Source organism: Novosphingobium capsulatum NBRC 12533 (assembly GCF_001598375.1).
GTDB lineage: Bacteria > Pseudomonadota > Alphaproteobacteria > Sphingomonadales > Sphingomonadaceae > Novosphingobium > Novosphingobium capsulatum.
On sequence record NZ_BCYV01000006.1, the window covers coordinates 396,863 to 417,171 of the forward strand.

General features: G+C 67.2%; 18 protein-coding genes. 10 read left to right on the plus strand and 8 right to left on the minus strand.

Going from position 1 to position 20,309, the window contains the following annotated elements:
- Positions 1 to 13: 13 nt before the first annotated feature.
- Together lptG and lptF are read right to left on the minus strand one after the other, a co-directional pair.
- Positions 14 to 1,114, minus strand: a complete 1,101-nt coding sequence (gene lptG / locus SCA01S_RS05480; RefSeq protein ID WP_054131808.1) for an LPS export ABC transporter permease LptG — start codon at positions 1,112 to 1,114, stop codon at positions 14 to 16.
- Positions 1,104 to 2,345, minus strand: a complete 1,242-nt coding sequence (lptF, locus tag SCA01S_RS05485; protein ID WP_062783608.1) for an LPS export ABC transporter permease LptF — start codon at positions 2,343 to 2,345, stop codon at positions 1,104 to 1,106. The genes lptG and lptF overlap by 11 nt, the downstream gene beginning before the upstream one ends.
- Before the next feature lie 471 nt (positions 2,346 to 2,816).
- Between lptF and SCA01S_RS05490 the strand changes: the two genes are divergently transcribed.
- Positions 2,817 to 3,248 carry a hypothetical protein gene (locus tag SCA01S_RS05490; RefSeq protein WP_157088861.1) on the plus strand — a complete coding sequence of 144 codons (432 nt, stop codon included), beginning with the start codon at positions 2,817 to 2,819 and terminating at the stop codon, positions 3,246 to 3,248.
- Between the two features lie 30 nt (positions 3,249 to 3,278).
- Here the strand turns inward: SCA01S_RS05490 and clpS are convergent, their stop codons facing one another.
- The 3 genes from clpS to SCA01S_RS05505 form a co-directional block, all read right to left on the minus strand.
- Positions 3,279 to 3,605: an ATP-dependent Clp protease adapter ClpS gene (clpS, locus tag SCA01S_RS05495; protein ID WP_028657709.1), complete on the minus strand. Its 327-nt coding sequence runs from the start codon at positions 3,603 to 3,605 to the stop codon at positions 3,279 to 3,281.
- A gap of 381 nt (positions 3,606 to 3,986) precedes the next feature.
- Complete coding sequence (locus SCA01S_RS05500) at positions 3,987 to 5,066, minus strand: phasin family protein (protein ID WP_084390782.1); 1,080 nt, start codon at positions 5,064 to 5,066, stop codon at positions 3,987 to 3,989.
- A gap of 219 nt (positions 5,067 to 5,285) precedes the next feature.
- A complete protein-coding gene (locus tag SCA01S_RS05505) occupies positions 5,286 to 7,181 on the minus strand; it encodes a PHA/PHB synthase family protein (RefSeq protein ID WP_062783614.1) in 1,896 nt (631 codons plus the stop codon).
- Between the two features lie 245 nt (positions 7,182 to 7,426).
- On the opposite strand from SCA01S_RS05505, the gene SCA01S_RS05510 reads away from it, so the two are divergent.
- Positions 7,427 to 8,626 (plus strand): LL-diaminopimelate aminotransferase, encoded by a 1,200-nt coding sequence (locus SCA01S_RS05510; protein ID WP_054131884.1) that lies wholly within the window; start codon positions 7,427 to 7,429, stop codon positions 8,624 to 8,626.
- Positions 8,627 to 8,656: 30 nt separating this feature from the next.
- Here the strand turns inward: SCA01S_RS05510 and SCA01S_RS05515 are convergent, their stop codons facing one another.
- Both SCA01S_RS05515 and SCA01S_RS22935 read right to left on the minus strand, forming a co-directional pair.
- Complete coding sequence (locus SCA01S_RS05515; protein ID WP_062783617.1) at positions 8,657 to 9,994, minus strand: Nramp family divalent metal transporter; 1,338 nt, start codon at positions 9,992 to 9,994, stop codon at positions 8,657 to 8,659.
- 87 nt (positions 9,995 to 10,081) lie between these two features.
- The gene (locus tag SCA01S_RS22935; protein WP_084390783.1) at positions 10,082 to 11,032 is read right to left on the minus strand and encodes a c-type cytochrome; all 951 of its coding nucleotides are present in this window, start codon (positions 11,030 to 11,032) and stop codon (positions 10,082 to 10,084) included.
- A 225-nt stretch (positions 11,033 to 11,257) separates the two neighbouring features.
- On the opposite strand from SCA01S_RS22935, the gene SCA01S_RS05525 reads away from it, so the two are divergent.
- The 7 genes from SCA01S_RS05525 (at position 11,258) to SCA01S_RS05555 (ending at position 18,687) form a co-directional block, all read left to right on the plus strand.
- Positions 11,258 to 12,166 carry a prephenate dehydratase gene (locus tag SCA01S_RS05525; RefSeq protein WP_022677039.1) on the plus strand — a complete coding sequence of 303 codons (909 nt, stop codon included), beginning with the start codon at positions 11,258 to 11,260 and terminating at the stop codon, positions 12,164 to 12,166.
- Between the two features lie 69 nt (positions 12,167 to 12,235).
- Positions 12,236 to 12,967: a hypothetical protein gene (locus tag SCA01S_RS05530; RefSeq protein ID WP_245652452.1), complete on the plus strand. Its 732-nt coding sequence runs from the start codon at positions 12,236 to 12,238 to the stop codon at positions 12,965 to 12,967.
- Positions 12,964 to 14,313 (plus strand): hypothetical protein, encoded by a 1,350-nt coding sequence (locus tag SCA01S_RS05535; RefSeq protein ID WP_062783620.1) that lies wholly within the window; start codon positions 12,964 to 12,966, stop codon positions 14,311 to 14,313. The genes SCA01S_RS05530 and SCA01S_RS05535 overlap by 4 nt, the downstream gene beginning before the upstream one ends.
- Positions 14,314 to 14,326: 13 nt before the next feature.
- Positions 14,327 to 15,313: an AAA family ATPase gene (locus tag SCA01S_RS05540; RefSeq protein WP_062783623.1), complete on the plus strand. Its 987-nt coding sequence runs from the start codon at positions 14,327 to 14,329 to the stop codon at positions 15,311 to 15,313.
- A gap of 22 nt (positions 15,314 to 15,335) precedes the next feature.
- Positions 15,336 to 16,712 carry a DUF58 domain-containing protein gene (locus tag SCA01S_RS05545; protein WP_062783625.1) on the plus strand — a complete coding sequence of 459 codons (1,377 nt, stop codon included), beginning with the start codon at positions 15,336 to 15,338 and terminating at the stop codon, positions 16,710 to 16,712.
- Positions 16,709 to 17,758: a stage II sporulation protein M gene (locus tag SCA01S_RS05550; RefSeq protein ID WP_022674515.1), complete on the plus strand. Its 1,050-nt coding sequence runs from the start codon at positions 16,709 to 16,711 to the stop codon at positions 17,756 to 17,758. Before SCA01S_RS05545 ends, SCA01S_RS05550 begins: the two co-directional genes overlap by 4 nt.
- Complete coding sequence (locus tag SCA01S_RS05555) at positions 17,758 to 18,687, plus strand: RDD family protein (protein ID WP_062783628.1); 930 nt, start codon at positions 17,758 to 17,760, stop codon at positions 18,685 to 18,687. Before SCA01S_RS05550 ends, SCA01S_RS05555 begins: the two co-directional genes overlap by 1 nt.
- Before the next feature lie 6 nt (positions 18,688 to 18,693).
- On the opposite strand, the gene SCA01S_RS05560 is transcribed toward SCA01S_RS05555, so the two are convergent.
- Positions 18,694 to 19,635 (minus strand): isoaspartyl peptidase/L-asparaginase family protein, encoded by a 942-nt coding sequence (locus SCA01S_RS05560; protein WP_062783631.1) that lies wholly within the window; start codon positions 19,633 to 19,635, stop codon positions 18,694 to 18,696.
- A 50-nt stretch (positions 19,636 to 19,685) separates the two neighbouring features.
- Here SCA01S_RS05560 and SCA01S_RS05565 point away from each other — a divergent pair, with 50 nt between their 5' ends.
- The gene (locus SCA01S_RS05565; protein WP_062783634.1) at positions 19,686 to 20,150 is read left to right on the plus strand and encodes a GNAT family N-acetyltransferase; all 465 of its coding nucleotides are present in this window, start codon (positions 19,686 to 19,688) and stop codon (positions 20,148 to 20,150) included.
- Positions 20,151 to 20,309: the final 159 nt, after the last annotated feature.

Here is a 20,309-nt window from a genome sequence, read left to right on the forward strand (position 1 = left end):
CGTGGGGCTTTTTTCATTCCTCGGTGCGGATCAGCACGGCCTCGCCAATCAGGAAGAACAGCACGAACGGCGCCCAGGCCGCGATCAGCGGCGGGTATCCGCCAAAGCTGCCCATGGCGAGCGCGGCATTGTCGACCACGAAATAGGCAAAGCCCAGCGCCATGCCGATCACCGCGCGCATGAACAGCTGGCCCGAGCGGGCCAGGCCAAAGCCGGCCACCGCGCCGAGCAGCGGCATGAGCATGGCCGACAGCGGGCCGGAAATCTTGTGCCACCAGCGGCTTTCCAGCTCGCTGGTGCTGTGCCCGGCAGCGCGGATCGCCTGGATCGAGCCGGTCAGGTGCCACAGCGATTCGGCATCGGCATCGGCCTTGCGGATCAGGATCTGGGTGGGGGTAACCCCGGTGGCGAACACGGCATCGCCATTGTCCTGGGTGCGCCGCGCGCTCTGCACGTCAAACGTGGTCGGCCGGGTCAGGCGCCAGCCGGGATTGGCATAGGTGGCGGCCGGGGAGCGGACGATCTCGGTGACCATGCCGGTGGGATCGCGGCGGTGCCAGGTCACGTCGGTCATGCGCATGGCGTTGCCCTCGCCAGTCACCGTGCGGGCATAGAGAATGTTGGGCCCATCCTGTAGCCAGACGTTGCTGCGCACCTGGGTATCGGTGGGCAGGGGGCCATAATTGGCCGCCTGCCAGGCCTTGAGCGTGGCGGTGGAGCGCGTGACGATCCGCTCGTTGAACGCGAAATTGCCGATCGCGATCACGCCGGCCACCAGGAACAGCGGCGCCAGCACCTGGTGTGCCGACAGGCCTGAGGCCTTCATCGCAATCACTTCGCTGTTCTGGTTGAGCGTGAACAGCGTGATGATCGTGGCCAGCAGCACCGAATAGGGCAGGAACTTGGCCACCAGCTGCGGCGCGCGCAGGCCCACATAGGTGAGCAGCTGCGCCTGGCCATTGCCAGGATGGGCCAGGATCTCGCCGCTTTCGCCCAGCAGATCGAGCATCTGCAGGACCAGGACCAGCATCAGCAGCACGGCGACGACGCGCGCGGCAAACATCTTGCCGATGTAGCGCGTCATCGTCGCGGATGGAAAGATATCAAGCTGCAACGCTATCGTCCTGTGCTGCCGGGTCGATCATGTCGCCACGGCGGCGGCGCGCGAACAGCTTGCGCACGCGGCTGGCAACCTTGGCAAAGGCGGTTTCGAGCGCGCCGATCGGCTGGCCACCGGGCACATAGGCCAGGCGCCAGTACATCCAGATGATCAGTGCGGCAAAGAGCGCGAACGGTCCCCATAGCGCCAGGGCAGGATCAAGCCGGCCCAGGCTGGCGACATCCTGCCCATATTCGTTGACCTTGTGATAAGCCACCACCATCACGATGGACAGGAACACACCCAGCGCCGACGTGGAGCGCTTGGGCGGGACGGCCAGGGCCACGGCCAGCAGCGGCAGCAGGAACATCATCACCACTTCCACCAGGCGGTAGTTGAGGCTGGCCTTGCTCTTGTTGCGCATGTCCTGCGAATAGGCCTTGTTCCAGCCAATCTTGAGCAGCTCGGGCAGGATGTATTCGCGGTCCTTGTCGCCGCGCTGGCGGAACTGGGCGATCTTGGGCAGGTCGATCGGCAGATCGTGTGACGCGAAGGTCAGCACGCGCGGCGAGGCCAGGTCGGGCCCATCCTGGACGATCTGGCCGTCGGTCAAGCGCAGGATGATCGTGTCGCGGTTCTCGCGGTTGGCAAAGAACTGCCCCTCGCGGGCGGAGATGGTCATGGTCTGGCCCTTGGGCGTGACCAGGCGGGCAAAGATACCCTCCAGATCGCGCCCGTCGTCGCGGCTGGAATCGACGCGCAGTGCGGTGCGATCCTGCAACGCGTTGAATTCCCCTACCTTGATCGAGGCACCCAGCGCGCCAGAGCCCAGCTCGTACTGCAATTCCTCGTAGTAGTAGCGACTCAGGGGCTGGATATAGCCCACGATCAGCAGGTTGACCCCAGCCAGAACCAGCGTGAAGAGATAGGGCACCCGCAGCAGGCGGGTATAGGACAGGCCCACCGCGCGCATCACGTCGAGTTCCGAACTGGTCGCCAGTTTGCGGAAGGCGAACAGGATGCCGAGCATCAGCCCCAGCGGAATGGCGAGGCTCGCATATTCCGGGAAGAGGTTGATCAGCATCTTGAACACGACCGTGACCGGCCCGCCCTCGGTGGCGACAAAGTCAAACAGCCGCAGCATCTTGTCCAGCACCAGCAGCGATGCTGCCAGGACGAACACGGCCAGCATGGGCACGATCACCAGGCGGGCGATGTACCTGTCGATGGCGCTGAGGAATTTCACGTTCGGGCGTTTCACCGTGTGGGCGTCAAGGGGCAAGCAACGTCGCCCGGGGGCGCCGTGCAGGTGTCCGTGTCGGTTAGCCCGCTTCGCGGCGATGCGAAAGGCGAAAATGCCGCACCAGCGGGGCTGGCTGCCCCTGCCGTGACAAAGGGGCGTTTAATAACTAAAGTTATTGCCTGTCCCCTTGATTGATAATAGTGCTGCCACGCGAGCCTCCTGGCGCGGCGTTTGGCACAAGGCGCAAAGGTTGCCGCTGGCCATCGGGAACGCCCATGGCTGCGGTGGGTTCCGCCAAAATACAACGCACCGAGGCCGAAATGCCTGCGGCGCGGGACATCTGTGGATGTAGAACTGACAAAACGCTTCCGCGCTGGACCGGGCGATCAGGAAGGCGTGATGACAAGGCACCATCATGCCGTGTTGATTCCTGCCGGGCTGGCGCCACGGACAAGGGAACAGGCCGTGAATTTCGTGACGTCTGGATCACAGTGGTGGCAAGGGCGGCTGGCGCGGTGCAGCGCCCGGCCCGAGGAATTGACAGCGCTGGCCGATCGTTGCGAAACCCTGGCGCCCGATGAACAGCGCCTGGGCTTTGAACGCACGCTGCGCGCCCTGGGCGATGTCGCGCTGGCACCCGAAGGCGTGGCGGGCGACAATGACAGCCTGTGGGTCAGCCTGCTGGCTGATTCGGGTGCCTATGAAAGTGCGGCGCTGGCGCTGATCCCGCCGGCAGCGGCATTCAGCGGAGGGCGGCTGGAAGACGGGCGCTTTTCCGCGCAGATTGTCCTGCCCAGTGGCGCCGGCGCTCATTCGCGCGAGGCAAAGTCACTGGCGATGGCCTGGCTCGCCGCGCTGTTGCGCGCCCTGGCGCGCGAGATGATCGAGGAAAGCCGGCTGCATTGACGCTAACGCAGCGTCAGCGACTCCCTGGCGTCAGGCCTTTTCCAGCGTGCATTGCAGCGGGTGCTGGTTCTGCCGGGCGAAATCCATCACCTGGTTTACCTTGGTTTCGGCGATTTCGTAGGGGAAAATGCCGCACACGCCCACGCCGCGTTGGTGCACGTGCAGCATGACGCGGGTGGCCTGCTCCAGATCCATGTGAAAGAAGCGCTTGAGGACCATCACCACGAATTCCATCGGGGTATAGTCGTCGTTGAGCATCAGCACTTTGAACATGCTGGGCTTCTTGGGCCGGGCGCGGGTACGCGTGGCCAGGCCGATCATGTCGCCATCGTCGGTATCGCGATTGTCGCCCGCCATAAGCGGTGCTGCGGACGCCGGACGCACGCCAAGAGGGGCGCGGGCAGCGCGCGGCAGGGGGGCGGCGGACGCCGAGTGAGAAGCGGATCTGTGCATCGGAACCATGAATATCGCATCGCAGCCGCCCCGCGACAAGGGGGCGTTCGGGCAGCCCTGCCCGAAAAACGTTACCGAAACGGCAAATCGCGCCCTGTTTGCGATACACAGTGGGCCCGGTGGGGGCCAGGAAAGCGCCGCGCATCAAAGCAAAAAGGCAGCCACGCCGCCATGGTGGGGCGTTGGCTGCCTTGATGCCGCTGGTGCTTGTCCAGGATAGTGGCCCGATCCAGCCGCCTTGCCCTGGTGGGCAAGACAGGCTGGGCCGGGCGAATCAGGTGCCGATCAGGCGGCGACCTTCATCTTTTCGACCGCGAGGCTGACGCGGTTGGAAATCGGCTGGAACGCTTCGTTGGCGAGCTTGAGCACGGCTTCGCTGTGCTTGCTGCTGGCCGCCACGGCTGCGTCGAACTGCTTGCGCATCAGGGCGGTGTGCTTTTCGAAGAATTCGGTCGGCGACTTGGCGCTGGCCAGTTCCTTGATTTCGGCGGTCAGGGTTTCCATCGCGGACTTGCCTTCGGCGGCATAGCCCTTGGTCAGTTCCTGCAGGCCCGAAGCAAGGATCTTGCTCGATTCCACGACGGCTTCGACGTTGCCCTTGGCGAATTCGCCGGCATCGCCAAAGGCGGCCTGGCTCTTTTCGAAGGCGGCCTTGGCCTTGTCAGAAGCGTCCTTGAAAGCGGACTGGAACTTGTCGGAAAATTCGTTGGCGGTGGTCATGATAGGGTGTTCCTTCCTGGAAGCCGCAGGCGCGGCGGCATGGTTCACGCGGGTCTTGAGCGGGGCCGGCACCATCGCGTGGGGGATACCGGTTCCTGGTCTGGGTGCCGTGACCGGCGGCTTTGCGCTGCCCGGCCCGCGCGCCGCCACGGGGGCGGGCTTGGGCTTGGCCGGCGTGGCCTTGGCAGGCTGGGCCGGCGCCACCTTGGCGGCAACGGTCCGGGCCGGCAGCGGCTTGGCCGCGATCGCTTTCACCGGCTTGGCGGCCGGTGCCGGTTCGGGCTTGGTCACGCGGCTGGCGAGCGGCTTGCGCGCCTTGGCGGGAACTGGCTCCGAAACGGGCGATGCGTCCGGCGCTGCCACTGCTTCCGCGGCCTTTGGCGCAGCCACGGTGGGCTCTGCCGCAGGGGCGGGGGGTGTGGCGGGCGCCGGCTCTGCCGATGCCACTGCAGGGGTCACGAGCTTGCGTGCACGACGGGCGGCGGTTGTCGGTTCTGCCTGCTCCGTCGCGTGTGCCGCTGCGACGGTCGGTTCGACCGCGGGGGCGGGATCGGCAGTCACGACGGGCGCTGCGCCATCCGCCTGGGGGGCGGGGCTGGGCGTCACGTCGGGAAGCGTCCCTTCGTCCTTGGTTTGATCGGCCATGGCGTTACGGCTCCTGCAATGCGGCGAGGCAGGGACCGGATTGGCCCGAGGGTCGCACCACGGCGACGACTCAAGCCGGGAACGGCCTTACCTCTGCTGCATTGCAAAAAATAGGAATGCGCTGGCGGAAGTCAAGGTTTTTGTGCAGTGCACAATATCCATCTTGGAGGTAATTGCGCAACGTTGCCTAAACGTGTCGCCCGGCTTGTTGCGGCGCCGTCATCGCATGCGCACATATCGCCCTGGCGCGTCTTCTATTGCATTGCGGCCGGGCACGCGGGCGCCCTTGGCCGGCACCGTGTCACCGTCCAGATCGGCCAGCCAGGCGCGCCAATCCGGCCACCAGCTGCCCTTGGTTTCCTGGGCGCCAGCCACGAACGCCTCGAGGCTGGCGGGTTCGCCCGGGTTGGTCCAGTACTGGTACTTGCCAGCGGCCGGCGGGTTGACCACGCCGGCGATATGCCCCGATCCGGCCAGCACGAATTTCCACGGCCCGGCCAGGTGCCGGGTCAGCTTCCACACGCTGTTCGCCGGGGCGATGTGGTCTTCCCGCCCGGCCTGGATATAGCAGGGCGTGGTGATGCGGTGCAGGTCGATCGGGGTGCCATCGGCGCTCAGCGCGTCGGGCACTACCAGCTGGTTGTCGCGATATAGCTCGCTCAGATAGGCGCGGTGCCAGCGCGCGGGCAGGTTGGTGGTGTCGCCGTTCCAGTAGAGCAGGTCGAACGCCAGATAATCCTCGCCCAGCAGGTAGTTGTTGATCACATAGTTCCAGATCAGGTCTGGCCCGCGTAGCAGGTTGAACGTCGCGGCGAGATAGCGCCCGTCGAGATAGCCATCGGTTTCCAGGCTTTCGAGCCAGCGCAACTGCGCGTCGTCGACAAAGTGGCACAGCTCTCCCGCCTCGCTGAAATCGACCTGCGCGGTAAAGAACGTGGCCGAGGCGACTTTGTCGGCCTCGCCGCGCCGGGCCAGCACGGCCAGCGTGGCAGCAAGCGTGGTGCCGGCCACGCAATAGCCGATGGTGTGTACCTTGGGCACCGCCAGCTTCTGGCGCACCACGTCGATCGCTTCGATCTGGGCGCGCACGTAATCGTCCATGGTCACATCGGCCATGCTGGCGTCAGCCGATTTCCACGAGACCATGAACACGCTCAGCCCTTGGTCCAGCGCCCACGACACGAAGCTTTTCTTGGGGTTGAGATCGAGGATGTAGAACCGGTTGATCCACGGCGGAAAGATCAGCAGCGGCACGGCCGCGACCTGGTCGGTGGTGGGGGTATAGTGGATAAGCTGGAACAGTGGCGTTTCGTGCACCACCTTGCCGGCCGTGGTGGCGATGTTGCGGCCCACCTCGAACGCCTCGCCATCGGTGTGGCTCAATTGTCCGCGGCGCAGGTCGGCCAGCAGATGCTCGACCCCCTTGACCAGGTTTTCGCCCCGCGTGGCCAGGGTGCGTTCGATCACCAGCGGGTTGGTCATCGGGAAATTGGCTGGCGACAGCGCCTCGGTGATCAGCCGCGTCATGAAGCGCACCTGGCCATGGCGCTCGGGCTCCAGGCCGGAAATCTCCTGCGCCATGTCTTCCAGCCGTTCGGCCAGCAGCAGATAGGTCTGGTGGAGCAGGGCGAACCACGGCTGTTCGCGCCAGCGCGGATCGGCAAAGCGGCGATCGCGGCGCGGCAGGGCATCGGGCGCCACGTCGGCCGGCGCCTTTGCCGCCACCGCCCCTTGCGGGGCATAGAGTTCGATCACCCGGTTCCACAATTGCAGGCTTTCGTCCCACAGCCGCGCCTGCGTTTCGGCCTGGGTGATCGGCATCGTCCCTGCCCATTCATCGAACATCTGCTTCCAGCGGCCGCCATCGACCATGCGCAGCCAGGCCGGCTCTGCCACGGCGGTCTGTTCGGCCATGAAATCCAGCCACATCTTCTGCAGCTTGGCGCCCGACATCGCCCAGTGCTGGAAATCGCCCGGATCGGGGGCCTTGGCATGGGCAGTGGGCAGGAACGGCGCGGCCAGGGCCTGCATCGCTTCGGCCTGAAGGCGGAAAAGGTCTTCGAATACCGCGTTGTCGGTGGCAACCGGCGTCTTGGCATTACCCGTTTCGCGCATGGACGAACTTTCCCTCGTGACTTTCGGTCCCTGTCACCTGGCGCCGGTCACCGTGGCATACCCGGACCATGGACGTTCGCCCTTTTGCGCGCGGGCGGCACGGGCGGCAAGCCGCTTCGCGTCGCAAAGCGCGAGAGCGGCGCTGCAACAAGGCGCGCGGTGCAGCCCATGATTGGCGAAGCGGATCGATTGGCGTAAGGGGGCGGTCCCGGCAATCCTGCCGGCAAGCATTACGAGTCATGCCCGTGGAAGAAGAGTTCTACCGCATCAAGCGCCTGCCGCCCTATGTCATCGCCGAAGTCAACGCGATGCGGGCCGCAGCCCGCGCCAGCGGACGGGACATCATCGACCTGGGCATGGGCAACCCCGATCTGCCGCCGCCCGCGCATGTGATCGAAAAGCTGTGCGAAGTGGCGCAAAAGCCTTCGGCCCATGGCTATTCGGCGTCCAAGGGCATTCCCGGCATCCGCAAGGCGCAGGCGAACTATTACGCCACCCGCTTCAACGTGGAGCTGGACCCGGAAACCGAAGTCGTCATGACGATGGGATCGAAGGAAGGCCTGGCGAGCCTGGCCACCGCGATCACCGCGCCTGGTGACGTGGTGCTGGCGCCCAATCCGTCCTACCCGATCCACACCTTCGGTTTCATCATCGCTGGTGCCACGATCCGGTCGGTGCCGACCACGCCCGATGAACGCTATTGGGAATCGCTCGATCGCGCGATGGCCTTCACTGTGCCGCGCCCGTCGATCCTGATCGTCAACTATCCGTCCAATCCCACGGCCGAGACGGTCGACCTGGCATTCTACGAACGCCTGGTGGCCTGGGCCAAGGAAAACAAGGTCTGGATCCTGTCGGACCTGGCTTATTCCGAACTCTATTTCGATGGCCAGCCGACCCGCTCGATCCTGGAAGTGCCGGGTGCCAAGGACGTGGCGGTGGAATTCACCTCGATGTCCAAGACCTTTTCCATGGCCGGCTGGCGCGTGGGCTTTGCCGTGGGCAACAAGCGCCTGATCGCCGCGCTGACCCGCGTGAAATCCTATCTCGATTACGGCGCGTTCACGCCGATCCAGGCGGCGGCCTGCGCCGCGCTCAACGGCCCGCAGGATATCGTCGAGCAGAACCGCAAGCTCTACCAGAAGCGCCGCGACGTGATGGTGGAAGCGTTCGGCCGCGCCGGGTGGGAGATTCCCAGCCCGAAGGCCTCGATGTTTGCGTGGGCGCCGCTGCCGCCGGCGTTGAAGCACATGGGCAGCCTGGAGTTTTCCAAGCAGCTCTTGACCCAGGCCGAAGTCGCCGTGGCACCGGGCGTGGGCTATGGCGAGGACGGCGAGGGCTTTGTTCGCATCGCCATGGTCGAAAACGAACAGCGGCTGCGCCAGGCCGCGCGCAATATCAAGCGCTACCTCACCAGCATGGGCGTCAACGCCTCGGCCGCGTAAGGCAGGGGTGAAGGGGGCAACGCGCCCCCTTCACAGCCCGGCAACAAGCGCGAGATTGGCCGCCAGGATCAGCGCGAACAGCAGCCAGCCGATCGCGAGCATGAGCCGCGACGCGGCGAAGCGGCCCATCACCTGGCGGTTGCCGGCAAAGCGCAGCAGCGGCCAGATCGCGAACGGCAATTGCAGCGACAGCACGACCTGCGTGGCCACCAGCAATTTCCCCACCGCGCCCTGGCCCAGCCACAGCACCCCGGCCAGCGCTGGCACGATCGCCAGCGCGCGGGTCAGGATGCGGCGCTGCCAGCAGGGAATCTTGAGGTTGAGGAAACCCTCCAGCACCACCTGACCCGCCACAGTGCCGGTGAACGTGGCGCTTTGCCCGGCGGCGAGCAGCGCCACCCCGAACAGCAGTGGCGCCAGGCCCGCCCCGGTGATCGGCGCCAGCAGCCGCCAGGCATCCTCGATCGAGCCGACATCGCGATGGCCATGGCCGTGGAAGGCTTCTGCCGCCAGCACCAGGATCGCCACGTTGACGAGTGTTGCCAGCAGCAGCGAGACCACTGTATCGGCGCCAGCCAGGCGCAGGGCGCGGCGCGTGCCCTGCTCTGACCGATCGCCCAGCCGCGTCTGCACCACGCTGGAATGCAGGTAGAGATTGTGGGGCATGACTGTCGCCCCCAGGATGCCGATCGCCAGCACGAGCGCGCCGGGCTGAGCGAGGCGCGCCAGATCGGGCACGGCGCCGGCGGCCAGCGCGGCACCATCCACCCCGACGATCGCCAGTTGCACGCCAAAGCACAATGTGATCGTGGCGATCAGGCCCAGCACGATCGCCTCGAGCTGGCGAAAGCCATGGCCCTTGAGGCCAAGCACGATCAGCGTATCCAGCCCGGTCAGCAGCACACCCACCCACAGCGGCACGCGGAACAGCAGGTGCAGCGCCAGCGCCGCGCCCAGCACTTCGGCAATGTCAGTGGCAATGATCGCCAGTTCGGCCAGCAGCCACAGCACGCGGCAGACCGCCGGTGCGTAATGGCGGCGGGCAAGCTGGGCCAGATCCTGGCCGCTCGCCAGGCCCACCCGCATCGCCAGCGATTGCAGCACGATTGCCGCCAGCCCGCAGGCCAGGACGACGAACAGCAGGCCATGGCCGAACTGCGATCCCGCGGCGATATCGGTGGCCCAGTTGCCCGGGTCCATATAGCCCACGGCCACCAGCAGGCCGGGCCCCGCCGCCTGCCACAGCACGCGCCACCACGGGCCTTGTGGGGCGACGGCGACGGTGCCGCGCACCTCTGACGGGCAGAACGGGGCCGTGGCGGTGGTGGGCAGCGAAAGGCGGCTGGCCAGAGACGCAAGCGAAGACATGGCGCGAGCCTTAGCGCTGCGCGCCAAAGAAGAAACCCCGCCTGGCGGGCAGGCGGGGTTTCCGGGTCAACGTCAGTCCAGGGATGCTTACTTGGCCGGCGCGGCCGCCGGTGCTGCGCCCAGGGTCAGCTTGCCACCCTTGCTGTTGAGATAGGCGATCACGTCGGCGCGGTCCTGCGCGCTGGTGAGGCCGGCAAAGGTCATCTTGGTGCCCTGCGCGAACTTGGCCGGGCCGCTCAGCCACTGGTCCAGCGTGGCCTGGTCCCACACGCCCTTGTGTGCCTTGAGCGCATCGGAGAAGGCATAGCCGCCCCGGCCCTCGGCAATGGCATCACCGGCCACGCCATAGAGGTTGGGGCCGATGCCGTTGGCGCCGCCCTGCTCGATGGTGTGGCAGGCCATGCACTTGGCAAAGACCTTCTCGCCCTTGGCCGCATCGCCAACCATTGCTACCGGGGCGGCTGCGCCCGCCGGGGCCGCGCCAGCTGCCGGCACCGCTTCGGGCGCGGGCAGGGGCAGGTTGGAGCCCTTGGAGTTGAGATAGAGAATCACGTTGGCGCGATCCATCGGATCGGACAGGCCCGCGAACGACATCTTGGTGCCGTCGGCAAACTTCTTGGGATTGGTCAGCCATTCATCCAGCGACGCGAAATCCCACTTGCCGGTCTTGGACTTGAGCGAATCGGAGAAGGCATAGCCGCCGCGCCCTTCGGCACGGGCATCGCCCACCACGCCCCACAGATTGGGGCCAATGCCGTTGGCCGCGCCCTGGTCGATCGTGTGGCAGGCCTTGCACTTGGCAAAGATCGCCTCGCCCTTGGCGGCATCGGCCTTGGCCAGGCGGTTGGCGATCGGCTCGACCACAGCGGCCGCTGCAGCGCCGCCTTCCGGCTCTACCCCGGCGATGGCATAGCCCATCTTTTCCGGGCGTTCGTGCTTGTCAGCAAGAAAATAATGGGCGGACAACGTTGAAAGGCCAAGGGCCACGATACCACCAAACAAGGTCCATCCTGCGATCGTATTGAAACGGTCGTCCATTCCCAGCCCCATTTATCGCACGCATTTTCGGCCCGCTGCCGATACGCACCTTTTGCGGGTGGGATAATCAGCCCCCCGCGCCGGCGCAAGTGCGATTAGAGCCGCAAGGGAAACTGCGTCTGTGATCCAGAACAAATTTCATGCTTGTCCCGGCCGCATTCTGGCCAGGATTTGCGCGGGATTGCGCTTGCCCAAGGGCCGAAATTGCGCCTAACGGCAGCAGCCATGCAAAGTTTTCCTGAACCCGCCCGCCTGCTTGTCGATCGCATGAGTGCCGCTGCTGCGGCCGATCCGGGCCGCGCCGTGGCGTTTCAGGGGGCGCCAGGCGCCAATTCGCATCGTGCGGCGATGGAAGTGATGCCCGATGGGCTGCCGCTGCCGTGCTTTTCGTTCGAGGATGCACTCGATGCGGTAAAGGACGGGCGCGCGGGCCAGGCGATCATCCCGATCGAGAATTCGCAGCATGGCCGCGTGGCCGATATCCATTTCCTGCTGCCCGAAAGCGGCCTGTCGATCGTGGCCGAGCATTTCCTCGACATTCACCACTGCCTGATGGCGCGGCCTGGCGCCGGGCAGATCGGCGCGGCCTACAGCCATCCCCAGGCGCTGGGCCAGTCCCGTTTCTACCTGCGCGAGCGGGGAATCGTGCCGATGGCCTATGCCGATACCGCCGGCGCCGCCGCGCTGGTGGCCGAAAGCGCAGAGGCCGGCATTGCCGCCATCGCCCCGCGCATCGCTGCCGAACTCTATGGGCTGGACCTGCTGGCCGAAGACATCGAGGACGCGCACGACAACACCACGCGGTTCGTGCTGCTGTCGAAAACGCCGCGCGATCCGGCCACGCTCAACGGGGATTCGCGCGCCGGCCAGGCGCTGACGACGTTCGTGTTCGAGGTGCGCAACATTCCCGCCGCGCTCTACAAGGCGCTGGGCGGCTTTGCCACCAACGGCGTCAACATGACCAAGCTGGAAAGCTATCAAAAGGGCGCCAGCTTTGCCGCCACGATGTTCTATGCCGATATCGTCGGCGCCCCGGGCGATCCTGCGGTGGACCGCGCCCTGGAAGAACTGGCCTATTTTGCCAAGGACTTGCGCATTCTTGGCTCGTATCCCCTGGAGCGTGAGCGGGGTTGAACCGGGCCTTCGGGCAAGCGGTCCAATCTGCGCTTGCGGCGCGCGCGGCGGCATGCAACGAACGGAGATGTGAGCACCGTTGCAGCGGCCGCAAGGGCCGTGACCGCCACCGCGCAAGGCCCCGCCACAACGGCGCAGGCAGATGCTGCCCGTGCCGAGCACGCCTGGCAGACGGTGCGGGGCATGGGCGATATCCAGTTTGCGCCGGTGCCGCCGCCTCCCGCCGATCCCCCCTATGTGCCGCCGCACTGGTTGCAGGCCCTGGTCAATGCGCTGGCGCAGGTGCTGGAATGGATCAACCTGCATGTGTTCCTGCCGCTGGGCCTTGCCCTCGCCCGGTCTGAACAGCTGCTGCTGGTGATGATCTGCGTGGTCGGGCTGGCGGCGCTGGTCTGGTTGGCGTGGTCGTTGCTGGCGCCCTGGCTGCGCGCGCGCCGTGCCCGCGCCGGGGTGACCGCGCCGGAATGGAGCCCGACGCCGCAGGCCGCGCTGGCCCTGCTGGAAGATGCCGATGCCCTGGCCGCGCAGGGCCGCTATGCCGAGGCAGTGCACCTGCTCTTGCAGCGCAGCGTGGCCGATATCGGCGCCGCGCGGCCCGATTGGCTGGCCCCGTCGAGCACGGCCCGCGAAATCGCCGTGCTGCCCGCGCTGCCGGTCGAGGCGCGCCGAGCCTTCGTCACCATGGCCGACGAAGTAGAGCGCGCGCGCTATGCCCTGCGCGCGCCGGGCCTGGGTGAATGGCAGCGTGCGCGCGGCGCCTATGCCGCCTTTGCCCTGCAATCGCTGGAGGCGCAGGCATGAGCACGGCGGACGCGCACGCCGGCGGATCGAGCGCGGGCGGCGCCAGCGCCCCCTTTGCACGCGGCACCGTGCTCGCGCTCTTGCTGGTCGGCGCGGCGCTGTTCGTGGGCCTCTTGTGGTTTCTCGGCCATGCCGCGTCGCCGGCCAACAATGGCGGCGGCCATGCCAGCGGGCGCGGGCTCAACGGCTATGCCGCGCTGGCAGCGCTGGCTCAGGAAGATGGCTACACCGTGGCGCGTACCCGCAGCGAGAGCGGGATGGAGCAGCCGGGTGTCTTGGTGCTCACCCCGCTGCCCGATGCCGATGGCAAGGCGATTGCCCGCATCGTCGACAAGCGCCGCACGATCGGCCCCACCGTGATCATCACGCCCAAGTGGCAGGCCAGCCTCTTGCCCCGCAAGGAAAAGCGCCCGCGCGGCTGGACCCGGATCAACGGCGTGAGCCTGGCGCAATGGCCCGGCTTTGCCGATGACGTGACAGTGTCGCTCAACGGCGAAAAGGGTGCCCAAGGGCACGGCTGGCGCACCGCCGATGGCCGCAGCGGCCCCCTGCCCAACGACAAGCTGGTGGTTTCGGGCACGGGCCAGGCGCTGGTGCCGCTGGTCACCACCTCCGACGGGCGCACGCTGGCCGCCTATCGCGACGACAATGGCTATTATCCCTCGCTCGATCGGTTGGCCGATGTCGAACCGCCCACGGTCGATCCTGCCGGCCCCGAAGGCGAAGACGGCGGGCGCAACATGGATCTGCACCCGGTGATCCTGGTGTTCGAGCCTGATCTGATGGACAATTACGGCTTGGCCAACCGGCAGACCGCCATGCTGGCGCTGGATATCCTGCATGCCGCCGCGGTCGATTCGGGCAGCCGCGCGATCACCTTTGACCTGAGCCTGGCTGGCCTCGGCGGCCGCCCCAACCTGTTGACCCTGGCGTTCGAGCCGCCGTTCCTGGCGGCAACGGTTGGCCTGTTGCTCACGCTGCTGGCGGTGGGGTGGCGGGCATTCTGCCGGTTTGGCCCGCCGCGCACCGCGCCGCCATCGATTCCGCCGGGCAAGACCACGCTGGTGGCCAACAGCGCGGCCCTGATTCGCCGCGCGGGACGCCTGCACCTGTTGACCGTGCCATTTGTCGATGCCCTGCGCGAGCGGCTGGTGGCGCGGCTGGGGCTGCGGCGCGGGGCAGCGGCAGAGCAGGTCGATCCGCTGATCGATGCCCATCTTGCGCGGCTGCATCCCGACAGCGTGCCCTTCTCGATCGCGGCGGCGCAGCTTGCCGCCGCGCACCGCCCGGCCGATGCCGTGCGCGCGGCGCAGGCGCTGCACACCCTGGAAAAGGATCTTGCGTGACCAAGGAAACCCTATGACCGAGGCAGCTTTCGAACCCGGCGCGTTCAGCCTGGAAGACGTGCGCACGCTGGCCGATGCGATTCGCGCGCAAGTGGCCAAGGCCGTCGTTGGCCAGGACAGCGTGGTCGATCACCTGCTGGTGGCGCTGCTGGCTGGCGGCCATGTCTTGCTGGAAGGCCCGCCGGGCACGGCCAAGACCCTGGTGGCGCAAAGCTTTGCCACCGCGGTGGGCCTCGATTTCGGGCGCATCCAGTTTACCCCTGATCTCATGCCGGGCGATATCCTGGGGTCGAACCTGTTCAATTTCCAGACCAGCCAGTTCACTCTTACGCGCGGGCCGATCTTCCACGACATCGTGCTGGCCGATGAAATCAACCGCACCCCGCCCAAGACGCAGGCGGCCCTGCTCGAAGCGATGCAGGAACGCCGCGTGACGCTCGATGGCACCGCTCATCTGCTGCCCGCGCATTTCATGGTGGTGGCCACGCAGAACCCGATCGAGAGCCAGGGCGTCTATCCCTTGCCCGAGGCGCAGCTCGACCGCTTCCTGTTCAAGCTGCTGGTCGATTATCCCTCGGCCGAGGAAGAGGCGCGCATCGTTACCCGCTATGGCGAGGGGCGCACCGGGCTGCATCCGGCGCAGATGGGCGTTGCGGCCGTGGCCGATGTCCGCGCCGTGGCCAGCGCGCAGGCCGCGCTCAAGGCCGTGACTCTGGCCGAGCCGCTGGTCGATTATATCGTCGCGTTGGTGCGCGGCACGCGCGACAATGGCGACCTGCTGGCCGGTGCCTCGCCCCGCGCGGCGGTCCTGCTGGCCGGGGCAGCCCGGGCGCGCGCGGCGCTTGCCGGCCGCGACTATGCCATCCCGGACGATATCAAGAGCCTGGCCACGGCCGTGCTGCGCCACCGCATGGTGTTGAGCCCGGCGGCCGAGATCGAGGGGCGCCAGGCCGAAGCGATCGTGGCGGATCTGGTGCAGCGCACCCCGGCGCCGCGCTGACCGGCCCGGCTGACGCGGCCCCATGCCCACCTTGCGCTTTCCCCGCCTGCGCCGCTCCGGCCCTGCTGCTTGGCCGAGCCTTGCCGTCTATCCCACGGCGCGGGCGGTGCTGCTGCTGGCGCTGACGGCCCCAGCTGGCCTGCTGCTCGCCACCCTGGCGCCAGAGGCGTGGATCGTGGCGCCGGCCGTCGGGGCGGTGCTGATCGTGCTGGTCCTGCTCGATGCGCTGATGGCCGGCCGCCTGCACGAAGCGCGCCTGGCCATGGCCGCCGATGCGGAGGTGGGCCAGGACGTGCGCTTTACCCTGCATGCCGCGCTTCCCGGCGGCAGTGGCGCGCCGATGGCGGCGATTGCCTGCGATCCGCGCCTGGCCGACGGCGGGCGCGTGGCACTGCCGCTGGTGCGCGATCCCGCCGGCGAGGGTGCCTGGTCTGCGCAGGGCAGCCTGTTTCCGTCACGCCGGGGTACGGCGCGGATCGATACGCTATGGCTGCGCTGGAGCGGGCCGCTCGGGCTGGGCCATCGCCAGGTGCGCCGCGTGCTGGATCAGGCGCTGCGGGTGTGGCCCGATATCGCCCCGGTGCGCAGCCAGGCCTTGCAGATCTTCCTGCGCGATGCCGCCTTTGGCCTGGTGGCGCGTCGCATCCGCGGCGAAGGGACCGAGTTCGAGGCCCTGGCCGATTACGAGCCGGGCATGGACCGCCGCCGCATCGACTGGAAAAGCTCGGCCCGCCATGGCCGCCTGTTTGCCAAGGAATACGAGACCGAGCGCAACAACCAGATCGTGTTCGCGTTCGATTGCGGACAGGCGATGATCGAGCCACTGGGCGGACTGCCCCGGCTCGACCGCGCTATCACTGCGGCGCTGACTACGGCCTGGGTGGCATTGAAGGCGCAGGATCGCGTGGCGGTCTATGGCTTTGCCGCGCGGCCGCTGGCGCTCTCGCCGTTCGTCACCGCCACGCGCGATTTTGCCCGCCTGCAACGCAGCGCCGCCGGGTTCGACTATCATGGCGAAGAGCCTAACTTCACCTTTGCCATGGCCACGCTGGCCACGCGGTTGCAGCGCCGCTCGCTGGTGGTGGTGTTTTCCGATTTCACCGATCCGACCAGCGCCGAACTGATGATCGAAAGCCTGGGGCGGCTGATGGAGCGGCACCGCGTGCTGTTCGTGGTCATGGCCGATGCCGAACTGGCCGGCCTGGCCACGGCCAGCCCCGATACGCTCGATGCCATGGCCCGCGCGGTGACGGCCACAGCCTTGCAACGCCAGCGCGCGCTGGTGCTGCAGCGCCTGCGCCAGATGGGCGTGCGCGTGGTTGAGGCCCCGTACGAGCAGATCGGCACGCGGCTGATCGATGCCTATCTGGGCGTGAAACGCGAAGGGAGCCTGGGATGATCGCGCGCTGGTTTGGCAAGAACGCCGGACAGGATGCCGCGGTGGAAGCCGCGGCCCTGCGCTCCGATCGCTTCCGCCAGGCGCGCGAGGGCGATTGGCAGCGGCTGGACGCGATCGTTACGCGGATCGAGGGCGGGCGCCTGCGCAAGCTGTCGGATGATGATCTGCTGGCCTTGCCCGCGCTTTACCGCACCGTCGTTTCCAGCCTGGCGATCGCGCGGGAAACCTCGCTCGACCAGGCGCTGATCAGCTATCTGGAAGGGCTGGCGCGGCGCGCGTGGTTTGCCGTCTATGGCCCGCGCGAAGGGCTGGGCGCCTGGCTCGCGCGCTTTTTCCGGGGCGGGTGGAGCGCGGCGGTGCGCGGACTGGGCCGCGACCTGCTGATCGCGCTGGCGGTGATGGTGCTGGGCACGGTGGTGGGCTGGCTGCTGGTGTCGAGCAATCCCGACTGGTTCTACAGCCTGATGGGCGGCATGGGCGACGATGTGCGGGTGCCCGGCGCCACGCGCGAGGCCTTGCGCCACACCCTGTTCGGCCAACAGGACCAGAACGGCCTGTCGATGTTTGCCGCGTTCCTGTTCAGCAACAATGCCCAGGTTTCGCTGTTTGCCTTCGCCCTGGGCTTTGCCTTTGGCGTGCCGTCGGTCCTGCTGCTGATCCACAACACGGCCGGGCTGGGCGCGCTGCTGTGGCTCTATCACGGGCAGGGCCTGACGCTGGACCTCATCGGCTGGCTGGCGATCCACGGCACGACGGAGCTGTTTGCCATCCTGCTGGCGGGCGCGGCGGGCATCCATATCGGCCGCGCCATGGCCTTTCCCGGCGATCTGCCGGTGCTGACCGCCGCAGCGGTGGCGGGGCGGCGCGCCGCGCAGGTGATGGTGGGGGTGGTGCTGATGCTGGTGCTGGCGGCGCTGCTCGAAGGCTTTGGCCGCCAGTTGATCGATTCGACCACGACCCGGCTGGCCATCGGCGGCACAATGCTGGCGCTGTGGAACGCCTATTTCTTTGCCTATCGCCCGGCTCGGGCGCGGGTGAGCAACTGATGGCGCGGCGCCCACGCTCGTCCGCCCAGGTGCCGCGCCGCCCCGCGCCTGATCGCCGTCAGCGCCAGGTGGTGACGCCCGAAGGCGTGCCATTGCCCTTCACCATCGGCGCGCGCGGGGCACGAGCCCTGGCGCTGCTGCTCGATCAGATCCTGATCGTGGCGACTATGGCGGGCCTGTCCTACCTGCTGTTTTCGCTGGCCCGGGCCATCAACCTCAAGGCCAATGCCAGCGGCGATTTCGTTGGCCAAGCGGTGGTTGTGGTGTGGGTGGTGGTGATGTTCCTGTTTCGCCACATCTGGTTTCTCTATTTCGAACTCGGCCCGCGCGGGGCCACGCCGGGCAAGCGCGCGCTGGGCCTGCGGGTGGCAGCGCGCGATGGCGGCCGCTTGACGACAGAGGCGGTGGTGGCGCGCAATTTCCTGCGCGATATCGAGCTGACCTTGCCGGTGATCTTCGTGTCGACCGCGCTGATCCAGGGAGAGGATGCCACCGTTGCCGGCTGGGCCGGGGCGGCGTGGTTCCTGATCTTCGCGTTCTTTCCGTTCTTCAACCGCGACGCCTTGCGCGCCGGAGACGTGGTGGCCGGCACTTGGGTGGTGGAAGCCGGGCGCGACCGGTTGAAGGCGGCGCTGTCCACCGGGGCAGGCGCGCAGGGGCGCAGCACGCTGACCGAAAACCGCTATGAATTCGGCGAGGCCGAACTCGCGATTTATGGCGAGTACGAACTGCAGGTGCTCGAACGCGTGCTGCGTGAAAACCGCGAGGAAGCCATGGTCGATGTGGCGCAGGCGATCTGCGCCAAGATCGGTTGGAACAGTGGCCGGGGTGACGAGCGCGCGTTTCTGGAAGCCTATTACACCCAGCTGCGCGCCCACCTGGAACGCGGCATGCGCTTTGGCCAGCGCAAAGCCGACAAGTTTTCGTGAGGAGCGTTATTCCCCGGTGAAGATTGCTACGTCGGCCCGGCCGGTGTGATCGGCAAAGCCGCGATAGAGGCCCTTGGTGTTGAACGCGTGGGTCAGGTTGCCCTGCGCGTCGACCGCGATGATGCCGCCCACGCCGCCCATCTCGCCCACTTCGCCCAGCACGGCTTGCGTCGCCTGGGCCAGGCTTTCGCCGGCCAGGCGCACGCGCGCGGCGATTTCGTGGCCCACGCCCACGCGGATGAATACCTCTCCGGTGCCGGTGCACGACACCGCGCAGGCGCGGTTGTCGGCATAGGTGCCCGCGCCGATCACCGGCGAATCGCCGATGCGGTTCCAGCGCTTGCCGGTCAGGCCGCCGGTGGATGTGGCGGCGGCCAGGTTGCCTTGCGCGTCGCAGGCGACGGCGCCCACCGTGCCGAACTTGAGATCGGCATCGAACCAGCCATCCTTGCGGGCCTTGAACTCGTGCAGCTGGCGGCGGCGCTCGTCGGTGGCGAACCAGGCCGGGTCCACCTCTTCCATGCCGTGGTCACGGGCAAATTCCTCCGCTCCGCTGCCAGCCAGGAACACGTGCGGCCCCTGTTCCATCACCGTGCGCGCCAGGCGCACCGGGTTGCGTGTGCGGGTGACGGCGCAGACCGAGCCGGCCGCGCGGGTGCGCCCGTCCATGATCGCGGCGTCGAGTTCGTTGGTTTCGTGATAGGTGAACACCGCGCCGCGCCCGGCGTTGAAATGCGCGTCATCCTCCAGCGCACAGACTGCGGCGGTAACAGCATCGATCGCCGTGCCGCCGGCGCGCAGCACGGCCGCGCCGGCATCCAGCGCCTGGGCCAAGGCCGCGCGATAGTCGGCCGCCATGGCCTCGTCCATGATTTCAGGAGACATGGCGCCAGCGCCGCCATGGATGGCCAGGCTCCAGCGCGAAGAGGAATGCGTTGCTTCGGTCATGCCGCCGGCGATAGCAGATGTAACCGGTTTGGCCAGATGGAGCGCTTGCAATGCCTGAGGTGACGATACGCCAGGATGATCTTTCCGGTGCGGCGATCCAAGCCCTAGTGGCGCTGCACCTGGGCGGCATGCATGCCCATTCTCCGGCGTGCAAGGTCCACGCCCTGCCGCTCGATGCGCTGCGCGCGCCCGGCGTCACGTTCTATTCCGCCTGGGTGGGGGAAAACCTCGCTGGCATGGGCGCGCTCAAGGTGCTGGCAGGCGATCACGGCGAACTCAAATCGATGCGCGTGGCGCCGGAATGGCTGGGGCAGGGGATCGGCAAGGCCATGCTGCGCCATTTGCTGGGCACCGCGCGGGCAATGGGCATGGCGCGGGTCAGCCTGGAAACCGGGCGCGGTGCGGCGTTCGAACCGGCCATCGCGCTCTATCGCGCCCACGGCTTCGTGCCTTGCGGGGCGTTTGCCGATTATGTGGTGGATGATTTCAGCCAGTGCCTGACGCTGGCTTTGTGAGGGAGCTTGCCTGAAACATCCCCTCCCTCAACCCCTCCTGCACGCGGGAGGGGAGCATAAAAAAGCCCCCTCCTCTTCAGAGGAGGGGGTTTGGGGATGGTGGAAACCGTGAGCGATCTATCGGCTCAAAGCTTGCCCACCAGCTCCGGCACGGCGGTA

Excerpts from the sequence above, each read along its gene's own strand:
- clpS (WP_028657709.1), bottom strand. The coding sequence starts at position 3,605 with ATGGCGGGCGACAATCGCGATACCGACGATGGCGACATGATCGGCCTG.
- SCA01S_RS05525 (WP_022677039.1), top strand. The coding sequence starts at position 11,258 with ATGCAAAGTTTTCCTGAACCCGCCCGCCTGCTTGTCGATCGCATGAGT.
- SCA01S_RS05515 (WP_062783617.1), bottom strand. The coding sequence starts at position 9,994 with ATGTCTTCGCTTGCGTCTCTGGCCAGCCGCCTTTCGCTGCCCACCACC.
- SCA01S_RS05535 (WP_062783620.1), top strand. The coding sequence starts at position 12,964 with ATGAGCACGGCGGACGCGCACGCCGGCGGATCGAGCGCGGGCGGCGCC.
- SCA01S_RS05555 (WP_062783628.1), top strand. The coding sequence starts at position 17,758 with ATGGCGCGGCGCCCACGCTCGTCCGCCCAGGTGCCGCGCCGCCCCGCG.
- SCA01S_RS05505 (WP_062783614.1), bottom strand. The coding sequence starts at position 7,181 with ATGCGCGAAACGGGTAATGCCAAGACGCCGGTTGCCACCGACAACGCG.
- SCA01S_RS05565 (WP_062783634.1), top strand. The coding sequence starts at position 19,686 with ATGCCTGAGGTGACGATACGCCAGGATGATCTTTCCGGTGCGGCGATC.
- SCA01S_RS05540 (WP_062783623.1), top strand. The coding sequence starts at position 14,327 with ATGACCGAGGCAGCTTTCGAACCCGGCGCGTTCAGCCTGGAAGACGTG.
- SCA01S_RS05550 (WP_022674515.1), top strand. The coding sequence starts at position 16,709 with ATGATCGCGCGCTGGTTTGGCAAGAACGCCGGACAGGATGCCGCGGTG.
- SCA01S_RS05545 (WP_062783625.1), top strand. The coding sequence starts at position 15,336 with ATGCCCACCTTGCGCTTTCCCCGCCTGCGCCGCTCCGGCCCTGCTGCT.
- SCA01S_RS05560 (WP_062783631.1), bottom strand. The coding sequence starts at position 19,635 with ATGACCGAAGCAACGCATTCCTCTTCGCGCTGGAGCCTGGCCATCCAT.
- SCA01S_RS22935 (WP_084390783.1), bottom strand. The coding sequence starts at position 11,032 with ATGGACGACCGTTTCAATACGATCGCAGGATGGACCTTGTTTGGTGGT.
- SCA01S_RS05500 (WP_084390782.1), bottom strand. The coding sequence starts at position 5,066 with ATGGCCGATCAAACCAAGGACGAAGGGACGCTTCCCGACGTGACGCCC.